Genomic DNA, 14,393 nt, shown 5'->3' on the forward strand with positions numbered 1-14,393 from the left:
GGTCAGTCCGGCGAAGTTTGCCAGCAGGTCCATCCCGTACTGACTGCAAATCGACTCGGGGTGGAACTGCACCCCCCACATCGGCCGCGACCGGTGCCGCAGCCCCATCAGGACGCCGTCCGGCGTCCACGCCGTGGCTTCGAGCTCGTCCGGCAGGTCCGTCACGGCGAGCGAGTGGTACCGGACCACCTCCAGCGGTGAGGGCAGCCCGGCGAACAGCCCGGTGCCGTCGTGCAGGACGGGCGAGGTGCGGCCGTGCCGGGGCTCCGGCGCGCGGTCGACCGTGGCCCCGTGGACGTGGCCGATCCCCTGGTGGCCGAGGCAGATGCCGAGCAGCGGCAGCGCCGAGCGCTCGATGATCTCGGCGCACACGCCGAAGTCGGCGGCCCGGCGCGGAGTGCCCGGACCCGGCGAGATGACGACGTTGTCGAACGCGTCGAGTTGTGCGATCTTCCAGTGCGGATCGTCATTTCGGACGACTTCCGGCTCCCGGCCATTGACCTCGGCCAGATAGTGGAAGAGGTTATATGTAAACGAGTCGTAATTGTCTACAAGAAGCGTACGCACGATGAAATATCCCCCCGGCTAAATCAAGCCTGGATTGGCTTGATTTCGAGCAGCATGTGCTCGACCATGTCCTCTCCGTACTCCCCCTCGCGGACGCGGCAGCTCGCCACCGTCGACAGCTCGCGCCCGCTGACGTCCGCCAGCTCGTGCAGCGCCGCGAGGTCCCCCCGGTCGCTGAAGTGCAGCAGGACGCGGCCGCCCGGGGCGGTCCAGTGCACGGCCTGCTCCAGGTAGCGGCGGTGCGCCTGGTAGCCGGTGTCCACGTACGCCCGCTCGTGCACCGACTTGTACTCGTACCCCTCCGGCCCCATCACGTAGTTGGAGCTCCAGAAGACGAGGTCGAACCGCTCGTCCTCGCGCAGGCCGGAGAACAGGTCGCTGTGCAGGGCCTGGAGGCGGTCCGCGACCCCGTGCCGGTCCGCGTTGACGGCGGCGTTCTCCACGGCGGCGGGGCTGATGTCGGCCGCCACGACCCGGTCGTACCCGGCCAGTGCGGCCGTCACGGCGATGACGCCGGTACCGCATCCGATTTCCAGGAACGAACCCGAACGCCGCTGCGGGGAAAGCCCGTTGAGGCCGAGCAGTTCGAGGGCCACGCCCGTGGAGGGGGAGTAGACGGGGGCGAAGACCTCGTCGAACAGATCCCATTCGCGGTCGCCGAGCGTGAACACGCGCGGCCGGTCCTGCCTGGTCAGCGACAGGCGGCTGCGGAGCAGCGACCGCTCGTAACTCTGAAGCTGAGACAGCTGAGACAGCTGAGACATGCGAATCCCCCCAAGGAAACGACAGGCTGTGGTGACGGCGCCGGCGGTGGCGACGGTGGTGTCGGCACCGGAACGCTCGGTGATCAGCCTGCCCTTGAGTGAGCCTCGACCAGAAGGTGCTCAGATGACAGCGTCGCTCATGGACCGTGGTGACGCGATCACCCTCCGCGTCCCTGACCTGGATCGCATCTCAAGTGATTCTTGACCGGTTCTTGCCCCAAGAGATACTTTCAGGCAGGCCAGGGATTGCTTGCACCTCGGTTGGTGCAAACGTGAACGGCTTTTATGGGGGTCGGGGGAGAAGTCGTGGTTGACCACGCTTACGAAATGCTGGAACTGCTGAACAGAGAGGCGCCCGCGGCTGCCTTCGACGACGTGGTCCGCAAAGCACGTGAGTCCGGCCTGTCCGGGGACGCCCTCGCCCAGCTGACCAGGGCCAGGGACCAGAGTCTCGGCATCCGTGCGCTCTTCGTGCGCCGCCAGCAGCGCGAGGCCGGCCTCGCCGCCCTCGTGGACACCGCACGTGACCTGACCCTGCCGTACGACCTCGACGAACTCCTGAAGGTGATCACCCGCCGGGCCCGGCTGCTGCTCGGGCTCGACATGGCCTGGGTGAGCTTCGACGACCTCGACGAGCAGTGCTCCAGGGTCCGTTCGGCCGACGGCCACGCCTCCGCGCTGACCATCGGATTCGCCATCCCGCTGACCGGCGGGGGCGTCGGCAAGCGGGCCGCGGACGGTTCCGCCCCGTTCTGGTCGGCCGACTACATGAACGACAAAACCTTCCAGCACAGCCCCGTCATCGACGAGGTGGTGCAGGCCGAGGGGCTGCACGCCGTCATGGCCGTCCCGCTGCGGCACGCCGGAACCGCCCTGGGAGCCCTGTACGTGGCGGACCGCAACATCCGCCACTTCACCCCGGACGAAGTGTCGCTGATGAGTTCACTCGCAGACCTTGCAACCGTTGCGATCGAAAAGGCCCGGTTGCTGGAGCAGACCCGGTACGAGGTCGTGGAGCTGGAGCAGGACACCTCCCGCGCCCGCGACTCCTCCACCACCGCCCGCCAGCTCCGCGAGACCCACGGCCGGCTGCTCGACCTGGTGCTCCAGGGCGGCGGCCTCGGCAACCTGGCCGCCGAAGCGGTCAAGGGCCTCGACGGCACGCTCCTCGTCCGGGATGCGTCCGGCCGCAACCTCGCCTGCCCCGGCGGCGAACCCCCCGCGCTGAACGAGGCGGAGGTCCGCACCGTCCTGCTGGACGCCCACACCGACCGGCAGCCGCGCAGCACGAGCGACGGGGTGTGGATCGCCTCGGTCGCCGCGGGCGACGAGATGCTGGGCACGCTCATCCTGTCCTGCAAGGAGCCCGTCACCGACCGCCAGGTCCAGCTCCTCGCGCTCACCGCCCAGGTCACCGCCGTGGTACTGCTGATGGAGCAGGGCATGGCCGCCGCCGAGGGCCACATGCGGGACGAGTTCTTCCACGACCTGCTGCGGGGCACCTCGCTGTCCCCCGTGCAGATCGCGGAGCAGAGCCGCCGCCTCGCGCTGAACCTCGACGAACCCCACGTCATCGTGATCGCCCGGCCCGAAGGCGGGGTCCAGGGCCGCGTGGTCGCCTGGGCCGCCTCGTACGCCAACCGCCACCACGGCCTCAAGAGCGTGGACGGCGACGTCGTCGTGCTGCTGCTGCCCGGCACCGGGGCCGGGGCCATCGCCCGTACGGCGTCCCGCGAACTCTCCGAGGTGCTCGGCAAGCCCGTCACGGCCGGCTCCGCCGGTCCCGTGGACGATCCGGCCGGCATCGTCCACATGTACCAGGAGGCCCGCCGGGTCCTGGACGCGGTCGCGGCGCTCACCGGCGCCGGCAGCACCGCCTCCCCCGACGAGCTGGGCTTCCTCGGCGTCCTGCTCTCCGAGAAGCCGAACATCGCCGGTTTCATCAACGACACCATCGGTCCCGTCCTGGACTACGACGACCAGCAGTACACCGAGCTGATCCGCACCATGGAGGCGTACTTCGCCTCGGCCAACAGCCCTTCCAGGGCGGCCGAGTCCCTGCACGTCCACCCCAACACGGTCTCGCGCCGGCTGGAGCGGATCACCGAGATCCTGGGCGAGGACTGGCAGAAGCCGACCCAGGCCCTCCAGGTGCAGCTGGCCCTCCAGCTCCAGCGGACCCGCCAGGCCCTGAACAAGGCCCCCCGCGCCGGACAGCCGAGGCAGATCATCGGCTAGCCGGCGACGGCGCGCTGGGTGATCATGCGGACCGCGTGCGCGGCGGAGGCCAGGGTGGTGTGCCGGTGCCAGCCGCCGAAGGAGCGGCCGCCGAAATCGGTGAGCCCCACCTTCTGCGAGATGTTCACGAAGTCCGCCTCGACGTTCTGGGCCCGCTTCGCGAGCCGCAGCAGCCCGCCGGGCGGCGCCTGCGTCATATCGCTGATCCAGCACTGCTCGGGCCAGCCCCGCGGGTCGTTCCACTCGCCGAACAGCAGCAGCGGACGGGGCGACTGCGGCAGCTCCACCCGCACGCCGACCACCAGCGTGGTGCGCTGCTGGAGGGTCAGCGGGTCCACCCAGGTCACCGGGCGGCGCAGGGTGCGGGCCATCAGCAGCAGCTGGTGCGCGGCGAGCTCGCGGTTGCCGCTGCTCGGCAGGACCGGGTCCACGCAGCGGACCCGCAGCGAGCCTCGGGCCGACGCCACGAAGTGCATCCCGGCCGGGCCGAACCGGCGGGCCACCGCGGCCGGGTCGACGTCGGGCAGGTCGAACACCACCGGCCGGCGGCTCTGGCCGACCCAGTCGCGCAGCTCCTCGACGGCTCCGGCGGCGCATTCGAGCGGGGTGGTGGCCAGCTCCGACTCGTGGACGTTGGGGGAGAGCGGGCCGACGCTCTCGCGCCACTTCTGGGTGAGCGCGAGCCGCCAGTTGACCGGGCAGCTCTGGTCCTCGCCGACGGACCACACGCCGAACGCCACCTGACTGTTGACCATCTGGCCGCGCTCGGGCACGAAGCGGCGGGCCACCCCGACGGACTCCGTGCCGGCCTTGGAGATCACCACCGGCTGCACCACCCAGGCGCGGGGCCGCAGCGCCCGTTCCAGGTAGCGGGCGAGGGCGGCGCGCACCGGACCCCAGTCCCAGGTGGACGACACCACGAAGTGGTGCAGGCTCTGCTCGGCCGCCCGGTCGCCGACGTGCGCCGCGATGTTGCGTATCGACTTGCGGCCCTCGGCCTTGAGCAGGCCGCGCAGGTACACCTCCCCCTTGCGCCGCTGGTCGCTGCGCGGCAGCGAGGCGAACAGCTCGGCGCAGAGTTCGTCCACGACCAGGTCCGGTACGAACCGGCTGCTCAGGGTCTCCAAACGTTCGAGACTCGGTGCGCTCATGATGGATCCATCCCTTCCCCCGGTGTTCTCTCCAGCTCCTCAACCCTGCGGCCGGGCCGGGCGGGAGAACCAGGTGGAGCGGTCACACACATTCGGCCCCGCGTGCACGGGGGGTCATCAGCCCCGAACGGACCACGGGAACCCGAATGATCATTTGACGGAGTCCCCGACAGGCCCTTGGCCAGGGCAGCAACGGCTCGCAGACTCCCGGAGCCCCGCTCGAGACGGACCGGACCACCCGCCCCGTCCGCACCACGCCCGGGCCGCTGCGGGGAAAAGGTGCCCCGCCCACCACCGCGCGGCTCCGCCACGGTGGCCCGGCCACCACTGCACGGCCCGGCGAGGGGCCCGGCTAGGGTGTGCCCCCATGGGGACCTGGACCGCGCCGAGCGCCATAGAACGAGAGCTGTACGAGGCCAAGAGCGCCGGCGCGTGGGACCGGTACCTGGACGTGCTCGCCCGCTCCGAGCTGTTCCTCCCCCAGTCCCGCGCACAGGTCGACGCCGAACCCTCGCACGCCCGCTTCCACCCGGTCGGCCACAGCCTGCCCGTGTACACCGCCGGCATGCTGCCCGTTCCCACTCCCGAGACCGTGTTCGTGCGCCAGCGCCTGTCCTGGTTCGCGGGCGTCTGGGAGCGGCGCGACCCCGCGTACCTGGCGGTGAACCCCGGCAGCCCCGTCGAGGCCTACCTGACCACGGGCCCCGCCGACCTCGCCCGCTGGCGCGCCCACGCGGACGCCGCCACCGGCTGGGGCCTGCCCGTCGGCGAGGTGCACGCCCTGCACGTGGGCGGGCCGCTGCACGGCCCCGTCGCCCGCGGACTCGCCGTCGGCGCCCATCTCGCCGTCACCAACGGGGAGTTCTGGAACGCGCTGGCCTACCACGGCGGCGGCTACACCCGCGAGCGCGAACGCCTGCGCAAGTGGTGGGGCATCACCACCCGCGAGGAGTGGCTGGACGTCCTGCACCGCATGCTGAACGCCGAGATCGTCAGCCCCGTCTGGGAGTTCGCCCTGCGGGTCCGCCGGATCCTCGCCTCCGACTTCGCCGGGCCGGTCGACGCCGAGCACTGGCGGCACGCCGCCGAGGCCAGCCTGCGCCGCAGCGCCGAACGGGCCGCCGAACCGCAGCTCACCCCCGACGGGGTCACGGTCGCACAGCCGCGACCCACCGCCGAGGTCGAGGGCGAGATCACCGGCGTGCACCGGCTCATCGGCCGCATCACCCGGTACGAGCAGCGCTTCCGGGCCGACGGGCTGCTCCCCGAGGACGGCTACGTGCGCTCCGTCGAGGGCTGGGACATCGGCCGGGCCTCCCAGATGGCCCGCTGGGGCCTCGGCGCCCGCCACGGCACCCTGGAGGAGGCCGAACGCGCCGTGCGGCGCGCCGGTGAGGCGGCCGTCGAGACGTACCGCTCCTGGGCGGACTTCTCGGCCGGGTACCTGCTCGGCCGGTGCCTGCACTTCGACGAGGAGGAGTTCGGCGAGTGGTACGACAGCTCCCTCGCCACGCACCTGACGCTGACCGGCACGCCCGCCAGCCCCTGGCTCAACATCCCCTGGAAGTAGCGGCGGTGGCCGACCTGCCCCAGTATCGGGGATTCCTTGGACGGCCCGGGAGCGCTCCGACTAGCCTCGCCCGCATGACCCTTGTGCTGAACGAGACGGTTCGCAAGCTGCTCGACTCCCCGCACCCGGCCGTCCTCTCCACCCTCAACCCCGACGGCAGTCCGCAGAGTTCGGTGGTCTGGGTGAGCCGGGACGGCGGCGACCTGCTGGTCTCCACCGAACAGGGACGCCGCAAGGAGCGGAACATCGCCCGGGACGCGCGCGTCGGGCTGACCGTCTTCGACACCGCCAACCCGTTCGTCTACGTGGAGATCCGCGGCACGGCCACCCTCACCGAGGACGCGGACCGCGCGGTCGCCGTCCGCATCGCCGAGGAGTACATGGGCCCGGGCGCCGGCAAGGAGTACGCCGAGGCCCCGGCCGAGAACGTCCGCGTCGTCGTCCGCATCACCCCGACGAAGGTGCTCGGCAACGCCGCCAAGGCGGGCTGACCCGGGACCGGCCGTCTCCCCGGCCGGCGGCGGCCGGCCACCGCCTACGGAAGCCCCGGGCGCAGCCGCGACCAGGCGTCGAGGGTCGCGGCGAGCGGTTCGCCCTCCGGGAGGTGGGGGCGGGCCGCGTCCGTCCAGCGGAGCAGGTTCTTGATCCGGCGCAGGTGGACGATCTCCGCGCGGGGCAGGTCGCGCCAGTGGCCGGCCCGCGCGGCGGCCTGCGCCGGGGTGAGGTCGACCAGCGCGAGCAGCTCCCGGCACAGGGCGGCCGGGTCGCCGCCCCGGCCCGGCCCGAACTCCCTGATCAGGTAACCCCGTACGAAGGCCAGCTCGATCCCCCGCACCAGGTCGGACGCGCCCTCCGCCTCCGCGCAGCGGTACGCCGCCGCCACCGCCACCCGCCCCCAGCGCAGCCGGGTCTCCGCCGGCAGCCGGTCCTCCTGCATGCCTCCCACGGCCAGCGCGCGCAGCGTCCGCGGCTGCGGCTCCTCCAGCAGCGGCGGACCGGTGGCCAGCCAGGCCTCGATGTCCTCCAGCGCGTGCCCGCCGGGCGGGACCGCGGTCAGCACCTGCCCCCGGGCGAGCAGGGCGACCAAGGCGCCCCTGAGGTGGACCCGGGCCACGTGGCCAGCATCGAAGAAGGCCACGGTGCGCCCGTGCCGCTCGATCCGGCTCAGCCCGAGCCGCAGTTCCCCGGCGGCGTAGACCTGCCCGGCGCGCGCGACCCCGCCCAGGCAGCGGACCACGCACACGCCGCCCGTGACGTCGGCCTCCTCGACGGAGTACACCTGCAACCCGGCAATGGCCACCCGGTCCCCCTTCCCCGGCGGGAGGCTACCGCCCCCGTCCCTCCCGGGTACGCCGAAGGCCCCCTCGCGGTGCGGTGGCGAGGGGGCCTTCGGATGCGCGGTGCGAGCGGTGCGCCTACGACCAGGTGACGAGGCGGCGGGGGTGCTCCAGGACGGCCGCGATGTCCGCCAGGAAGCGGGAGCCGAGCTCGCCGTCGATGAGCCGGTGGTCGAACGACAGCGCCAGCGTCGTGACGTGGCGCGGCTTCACCTTGCCCTTGTGGACCCACGGCTGGAGCTTGATCGCGCCGACCGCGAGGATCGCGGACTCGCCGGGGTTCAGGATGGGCGTACCGGTGTCGACGCCGAAGACGCCGACGTTGGTGATGGTGAGGGTGCCGTTCTGCATGTCGGCCGGGGAGGTCTTGCCTTCGCGGGCCGTGGCGACCAGCTCGGACAGGGCCGTCGACAGCTCGGGCAGCGTCTTGGCGTGCGCGTCCTTGATGTTCGGGACGATCAGGCCGCGCGGGGTGGCTGCCGCGATGCCCAGGTTGACGTAGTGCTTGAGCACGATCTCCTGGGCCGCCTCGTCCCAGGACGCGTTGACGTCCGGGTTGCGGCGGACGGCCACCAGCACCGCCTTGGCGATGAGCAGCAGCGGGTTGATCCGCAGCCCGGCCAGGTCGGGGTCGGCCTTGAGCTCCTGGACCAGCTTCATCGTGCGGGACACGTCGAAGGTGATGAACTCGGTGACGTGCGGCGCGGTGAACGCGGAGCTGACCATGGCCTGGGCGGTGACCTTGCGGACGCCCTTGACCGGGATGCGGGTCTCCCGCGCCGTTGCCTCGCCCGCCGCCGGCGCCGGGGCGACCGCGTCGGCCTGCGCCGGTACCGGTACCGCGGCCGCAGCCGGGGCGGCCACGGCCTGCGGGGTGAGCGCGGCCGCCGCGGCGGCGTGCACGTCCTCGCGGGTCACGACCCCGCCCTCCCCGGTGGGCACCACGGAGGCCAGGTCGATCCCGAGGTCCTTGGCGAGCTTGCGCACCGGCGGCTTCGCCAGCGGGCGCTCGCCGGCGCCGTGGCCGTTCCCGTTCAGCGCGGGGGCCGGAGCGGCCTCCGGCAGGGCCGGTACGGCGGCCGGCGCGGCCCCCCCGGCGGGGCGCCGCCCGGCCGCCGGCGGCCCGAGGGGCGCCCGGCGCCCCCCCCGCCCCCCGCGCGCGGCGCCCCCCCCCCCGGGTCTCCGGCTTGCCGCGGCTCGGCGCCTCCTCGCCGTCCCCGGCCGCCTTGGGGCTGACCGTGACGTCGGAGCTGGTCACCGCGAACAGCTTGTCGAAGGTGGTGTTCATGGTGTCGGTGAACACCAGCGTGCCGCAGACGAAGGCCACGGACAGCATGACCGCGATGGCGGAGAGCGCCATGCGGCCCTTGTGCGCGACGAAGTTGCGCCGCGACGTCTTCATGACGCTCATGAGGTCCGTCCGCGGGCGTCGAAGTCCTTCATGCGGTCGAGCACCTGGTCGGCGGTGGGCCCGTACATCTCGTCCACGATCCGGCCGTCGGCCAGGAAGATCACGCGATCGGCGTACGAGGCGGCCACCGGGTCGTGCGTGACCATCACGATGGTCTGGCCCAGCTCGTCCACCGAGCGGCGCAGGAAGCCGAGGACCTCGGCGCCGGCCCGGGAGTCCAGGTTTCCGGTGGGCTCGTCGCCGAAGATGATCTGCGGGCGGGCCGCGAGGGCGCGGGCGACGGCCACGCGCTGCTGCTGGCCGCCGGAGAGTTCGGTGGGCCGGTGCTTGAGCCGGCCCGCGAGGCCGACGGTCTCCACGACCCGGTTCAGCCACTCCGCGTCGGGCTTGCGGCCCGCTATGTCCATGGGGAGCGTGATGTTCTCCAGGGCGTTGAGCGTGGGCAGCAGGTTGAAGGCCTGGAAGATGAAGCCGATCCGGTCGCGGCGCAGCTGCGTGAGCTTCTTGTCCTTCAGCCCGGTGATCTCGGTGTCGTCCAGGTGGATCTGCCCGCTGGTCACGGTGTCGAGACCGGCGAGGCAGTGCATCAGCGTGGACTTGCCGGAACCCGAGGGGCCCATGATCGCGGTGAACTGGCCGCGCTTGATGTCGACGTCCACCTCGTCGAGGGCGACCACCCGGGTCTCCCCGGCGCCGTAGGCCTTGACGACCTTGCGCGCCCGGGCCGCGACGGATTCATGCCCTCCAGTACCCCCGTGCCTGGTTTCGGTCATCGCCGTTGTCACGGTGCTCCCCCTCGTTCGTTGCGTTGCCGCGCGTGTGGCCGGCGACGGCCCGTGTGGCCGGTTTCCGCCGTGCTGCCGTCGTGAAGTCTGCGGGGCGGAGGCGTCCGGCGCGCTGGTGCCCGTCGCCGTATCCATTGGGGGGTTAGCCCCACCCCCGCTCGTATGAACCAGTTAAGGACACCGCGGAGCCGCCCTCCTCCTCCGCCGGGACGAACGATCCCTGGGCCTTGGTGAGGAGCAACCCCTAGGGGTTCTGCATCCTTTGGCGTACCGGTTCTGGGGGATACCGGGGGGATACCGCCGGATACACCGTGATGAGAAGGTGTTCCCCGCAGATGCGTGCACAGTGAAAGGATCTAGGTGGGCGCGGAGGAGAGCACGGGCGGACGCACCGGGGACGCCACCGGCAAGAGCAGTGACGGCGCGGCGACGGGCGGCATACCGGCCAAGGCGCCCGCGCCCGAATCCGGACCCGCGGCCGCGGCCGCGACCAGGGCGGGGACCAGGGCCGGGCCCGGGGCGGGGCCCGGGGCGGGGTCCGGGGCCGGCGGGCGGCGGGGGCCGCGTACCGCCCTGGTCACGGCCCTCATGCTGGCGATGGCCCTCGTCGCCCTCGACAGCTCCATCGTCTCCACCGCCGTGCCCCAGATCGTCGGCGACCTCGGCGGCTTCTCCGTCTTCTCCTGGCTCTTCGCCGGCTACCTGCTCGCCGTCACCGTCACCCTGCCGGTCTACGGCAAGCTCTCCGACACCTTCGGCCGCAAGCCCGTCCTGCTCTTCGGCATAGCCCTGTTCGTCCTCGGCTCCCTGCTGTGCGCGCTCGCCTGGAACATGGCCGCCCTGATCGCCTTCCGGCTCGTCCAGGGCCTGGGCGGCGGCGCCCTCCAGGGCACCGTGCAGACCCTGGCGGCCGACCTGTACCCGCTCAAGGACCGCCCGAGGATCCAGGCCAGGATGTCCTCGGTGTGGGCCGCCTCCGCCGTGGCCGGCCCCGCCGTCGGCGGGTTCATCGCGTCGTACGCCGACTGGCGCTGGATCTTCCTGATCAACCTGCCGCTGGGCGGCCTGGCCCTGTGGATGCTCGCCCGCCACCTCGTCGAACCCGTACGCTCCCGCGGGCCCCGCGGCCCCGTCGACTGGGCGGGCGCGCTCGGCGTCTTCGCCTGCGGCGGCCTGCTGCTCTTCGCGCTGGTGCAGGGCGGGGTCGCCTGGCCCTGGCTGTCCGCGCCCTCCCTCGGGCTGCTGGGCGCGAGCGCGGCCCTGGCGGCCGTCGTCGTGCGGATCGAACGCCGGGCCGAGGAACCGATCCTGCCCGGCTGGGTGTGGCGCCGGCGCACGATCGCCGCCGTCAACCTGGCGCTCGGGGCGCTCGGCCTGCTCATGGTCGCCCCGCTGGTGTTCGTCCCCACGTACGCGCAGTCCGTCCTCGGCCTCGGCCCCATCAGCGCCGGACTGGTCATGTCCGCGATGACCCTCACCTGGCCCGTCTCCGCCGCCTTCAGCCAGCACGTCTACCGGCGCATCGGCTTCCGCAACTCCGCGGCCGTCGGGATCTCGCTGGCCGCCGTGATCCTGTTCGCGTTCACGCTGCTGCCGTACCCCGCCCGGCCCTGGCAGCCCACGCTGATCATGCTGCTGCTGGGCGCGGCCCTCGGCCTGTTCCAGCTGCCGCTGATCGTCGGGGTCCAGTCCACCGTGGGCTGGTCCGAGCGCGGCACGACGACGGCCTCGGTGCTGTTCTGCCGCCAGGTCGGGCAGAGCCTGGGGGCCGCCCTGTTCGGAGCGGTCGCCAACGCGACCATCGCCGCCCGGCTGGCGCACTCCCCGATGAGCGGCCTGCCGGACCACCTCGACGGCGTGTCCGAGGCCCTCGACCGGCCGGAACTGCTCCCGCGGGCCGCCGCCGACTACCTGCGCGAGTCGGTGGCCGCCGCCGTGGACCACATCTTCCTCGGCGCGACCGCCGCGGCCGTGGCGGCCCTGCTGGTCCTGCTGCTGGTGGCCCCGCGCCGGTTCCCGATCCTGGAGGAGCAGCGGGAGGACTGAGGAGGACCGGTGTGCACCGCCGGGGCTCGACCGCGGCGGCTTGTCATGGCCCCGGTCAACGGAGTACACCTCGGAGTCCTGCATCCGAGCTGTACTCCGGGGGGACGCACATGACTTCCGCACTCTTCGCACTGGCCTTACTGGCCGCCATCGCCGTGCCGATCGCCCTGCGGCTGCGCCGCCACCCCGGCTTCGTCACCGGCCGCGACGGCCGGCTCTCCACCTCCACCACCCTGGCCCTGGCCTGGACGGTGATCCTGGTCTGGCTGCTGCTGACGATCCTCGCGTACGGGCTCACGGCGGGCGGCGGCGTCGGCTGGTTCACCGGCGCGCACGGCCCGCTGTCCTCGCTGACCACCGTGTACCTGCCGCTGCTCGGGGGCCCGTACGTGGCCCTGATCGCGGCGAAGACCGTCGTCGGCATCCGCGTCGAGAACGGCAGCATGGCCAAGCCCGCCCCGAAGCCGACGCGGTCCGGGCAGCGGCCGCTGCGCGAGCTGATCGCCAACGACAGCGGGCGCACCGACCTGGTCGACCTCCAGTACGTGGCGCTCAGCGCGGTCACCATGCTGTACGTGGTGCTCTTCTTCCTCTCCGACGTGGGCGGCGGCCTGCCCCGCCTGCCCGCCGAGATCTGGGCACTGACCGGCGCCCCGGCCGGGGCGTACCTGGTCAACAAGATGGCCACGCGCGCGAATCCGGTGGTCACGGGTGTGACGGTGACGGGCACCGCGCTCGTGGTGGAGGGCGGCGGCTTCGGCCCGGAGGCCCGGGTCGAGGTCGACTCCACCGTCCTGCCGGCCGCGTACGACCCGGCCACCGGCACCCTGACGGCGCAGCTGCCGGCCACCGCGCCCGCCGCCTTCACCCTGGTGGTCACCTGCCGGGGCCTGCGCAGCGACCCGTACCGCCACACGCCCGCCGCGGCGCCGCCGGGTCCGGCGCAGCCGCAGCCGCAGGACCGGCAGCCGGCCGCCGGGGCGGCGGGCGGGCGGGGGGGGGCGGGTGTTGCGGGGGGCGCCCCCCGGGGGGGGGCGCGCCGCCCGCGGGCGACCCCCAACCCCCCGCGGGGGCGGGGGGGGGGCGGCCCCCCCCCCCCCCCCCCCCCCCGCCCGCCGCGGCGCCGCCGGGTCCGGCGCCGCCGCCCCCGCCGCCCCGGCCCCCGGCCGCCGGCTAGGCGCCGGGCCGGGTCAGGTCGGGTCGGGTCGGATCAGGTCGGGTCGGGTCGGGTCGGGTCGGGTCAGGGGAGCTTCGTGAGGAACTCCCCGATCAGCGGGGCGATCTCCCCGAGGTGCGTCTCCAGCGCGAAGTGCCCCGCCCCTTCGAAGACGTGCACCTCGGCGTCCGGCGCGTCCCGCAGGTACGCCTCGGCCCCCGCCGGGGTGAAGAACGGGTCCCCCGCACCCCAGACGACCAGGACCGGCACCCGGGCGGCCCGCAGCCAGGCCTGCCAGGCGGGGTAGTGGGCGAAGTTCGAGGCGTAGTCGAACGCCAGGTCGGCCTGTGCGTCGGCGCGCCCGGGCAGTCCGAGGTAGTGCACGTCCAGGGTCCGGCCGTCCGGGGAGACCAGCGCCGGGTCGGCGACCCCGGTCTCGTACTGGAAGCGGATGCCGTCCGCGGTGAACAGCCCCCGCACCCGCTCCTCGTCGCCCGGCACCTCGCGCCGCAGTGCGGCGAACGCGCGCGCCGCGTCGGAGAGCCCCTCCTCGTACGCGTTGCCGTTCTGCACGATCAGGCCCGTCACCCGCCCGGGCCGCCGCGCGGCGAGCCGCAGCCCGACGGGGGCGCCGAAGTCGAAGACGTACAGCGCGAACCGGTCCAGCCCGAGGGCGTCGGTGAAGCCCTCCACGACGTCGGCGAGCCGGTCGAAGGTGTACGTGAACCCGTCCGGCGCCTCGGTGCGGCCGAAGCCGGGGTAGTCGGGGGCGATCAGCCGGTACGGGGTGTCGCCCAGGGCGTCCATCAGCCGGGCGAACTGGTGCGAGGAGGTGGGGAATCCGTGCAGGAGCAGCAGGACCGGACCGTCGGCCGGGCCGCTCTCGCGGTAGGCGACGCGGACCCCGTGCACCTCGGCGGTGCGGTGCTGGACGAGCTGCATCACATGCCTCCCAAGGCCTAGGTCCCATTAGTTTCACCATGAACGACTAACGGGTCAAGTGGTTCCCGTAGCATTAGTTTCATGACGGTGCCCCCCACGTTCCCGCTGACCGGCGAACCCCTCGCCCTGGACCTGCTCAACACCCGCCCCACCGGCGCGGGCGACCTGATCGCCGGCCCGGAAGGGCTCGCCGCCTGGCTGGCCGCCCAGGACGGCAGGCTCGGACCGGTCGCGAAGGTCGGCCCGGCCGAGGTGACGGCCGTCCACGCCGTACGGGAGGCGGCCGGCGCGGCGCTCGCGGCCGCACGGCGCGGCGAACGGCCCCCGGCGGGCGCCCTGCGCGCACTGAACGAGGCGGCCGCGGCCGCACCCGCCCCCCCCCCCCCCGGCTCGTATAAAAAAAAACCAGCCCCCGAAACCCAATGC

General features: G+C 73.1%; 11 protein-coding genes and 1 pseudogene. 5 read left to right on the plus strand and 7 right to left on the minus strand.

Going from position 1 to position 14,393, the window contains the following annotated elements:
- Both ACFXA3_RS16170 and ACFXA3_RS16175 read right to left on the minus strand, forming a co-directional pair.
- A partial coding sequence (locus ACFXA3_RS16170; protein ID WP_385187233.1) for an anthranilate synthase component II occupies positions 1–567 on the minus strand: 567 nt, incomplete at its 3' end.
- A gap of 23 nt (positions 568–590) precedes the next feature.
- Complete coding sequence (locus tag ACFXA3_RS16175; protein ID WP_385187235.1) at positions 591–1,331, minus strand: methyltransferase domain-containing protein; 741 nt, start codon at positions 1,329–1,331, stop codon at positions 591–593.
- 306 nt (positions 1,332–1,637) lie between these two features.
- Between ACFXA3_RS16175 and ACFXA3_RS16180 the strand changes: the two genes are divergently transcribed.
- Positions 1,638–3,569, plus strand: a complete 1,932-nt coding sequence (locus tag ACFXA3_RS16180; protein ID WP_385187237.1) for a helix-turn-helix domain-containing protein — start codon at positions 1,638–1,640, stop codon at positions 3,567–3,569.
- Here ACFXA3_RS16180 and ACFXA3_RS16185 read toward each other — a convergent pair.
- Positions 3,566–4,720, minus strand: a complete 1,155-nt coding sequence (locus ACFXA3_RS16185) for an IS701 family transposase (protein WP_385187239.1) — start codon at positions 4,718–4,720, stop codon at positions 3,566–3,568. The genes ACFXA3_RS16180 and ACFXA3_RS16185 overlap by 4 nt on opposite strands.
- Before the next feature lie 367 nt (positions 4,721–5,087).
- Here ACFXA3_RS16185 and ACFXA3_RS16190 point away from each other — a divergent pair, with 367 nt between their 5' ends.
- Together ACFXA3_RS16190 and ACFXA3_RS16195 are read left to right on the plus strand one after the other, a co-directional pair.
- On the plus strand, positions 5,088–6,290 hold the full coding sequence (locus tag ACFXA3_RS16190; RefSeq protein WP_385187241.1) for a DUF1266 domain-containing protein: 1,203 nt from the start codon (positions 5,088–5,090) through the stop codon (positions 6,288–6,290).
- A gap of 74 nt (positions 6,291–6,364) precedes the next feature.
- Positions 6,365–6,781 carry a PPOX class F420-dependent oxidoreductase gene (locus ACFXA3_RS16195; RefSeq protein WP_385187243.1) on the plus strand — a complete coding sequence of 139 codons (417 nt, stop codon included), beginning with the start codon at positions 6,365–6,367 and terminating at the stop codon, positions 6,779–6,781.
- Between the two features lie 44 nt (positions 6,782–6,825).
- Here the strand turns inward: ACFXA3_RS16195 and ACFXA3_RS16200 are convergent, their stop codons facing one another.
- The 3 genes and pseudogenes from ACFXA3_RS16200 to ACFXA3_RS16210 form a co-directional block, all read right to left on the minus strand.
- Positions 6,826–7,590 carry a hypothetical protein gene (locus ACFXA3_RS16200; protein WP_385187245.1) on the minus strand — a complete coding sequence of 255 codons (765 nt, stop codon included), beginning with the start codon at positions 7,588–7,590 and terminating at the stop codon, positions 6,826–6,828.
- A gap of 115 nt (positions 7,591–7,705) precedes the next feature.
- Positions 7,706–8,881, minus strand: a pseudogene (locus ACFXA3_RS16205) (dihydrolipoamide acetyltransferase family protein); the annotation flags it as partial.
- Between the two features lie 153 nt (positions 8,882–9,034).
- Positions 9,035–9,811 carry an ABC transporter ATP-binding protein gene (locus tag ACFXA3_RS16210; protein ID WP_385187247.1) on the minus strand — a complete coding sequence of 259 codons (777 nt, stop codon included), beginning with the start codon at positions 9,809–9,811 and terminating at the stop codon, positions 9,035–9,037.
- Positions 9,812–10,183: 372 nt separating this feature from the next.
- On the opposite strand from ACFXA3_RS16210, the gene ACFXA3_RS16215 reads away from it, so the two are divergent.
- Positions 10,184–11,869 carry an MFS transporter gene (locus ACFXA3_RS16215; RefSeq protein WP_385187248.1) on the plus strand — a complete coding sequence of 562 codons (1,686 nt, stop codon included), beginning with the start codon at positions 10,184–10,186 and terminating at the stop codon, positions 11,867–11,869.
- 1,240 nt (positions 11,870–13,109) lie between these two features.
- Here ACFXA3_RS16215 and ACFXA3_RS16220 read toward each other — a convergent pair.
- Complete coding sequence (locus ACFXA3_RS16220; RefSeq protein ID WP_385187250.1) at positions 13,110–13,967, minus strand: alpha/beta fold hydrolase; 858 nt, start codon at positions 13,965–13,967, stop codon at positions 13,110–13,112.
- An 81-nt stretch (positions 13,968–14,048) separates the two neighbouring features.
- On the opposite strand from ACFXA3_RS16220, the gene ACFXA3_RS16225 reads away from it, so the two are divergent.
- On the plus strand, positions 14,049–14,393 hold a 345-nt coding region (locus ACFXA3_RS16225; RefSeq protein WP_385187252.1), incomplete at its 3' end, for an ABATE domain-containing protein.

Origin of the sequence: Streptomyces sp. NPDC059456, assembly GCF_042750055.1 — a bacterium.
In the GTDB taxonomy this organism is placed as follows: domain Bacteria; phylum Actinomycetota; class Actinomycetes; order Streptomycetales; family Streptomycetaceae; genus Streptomyces.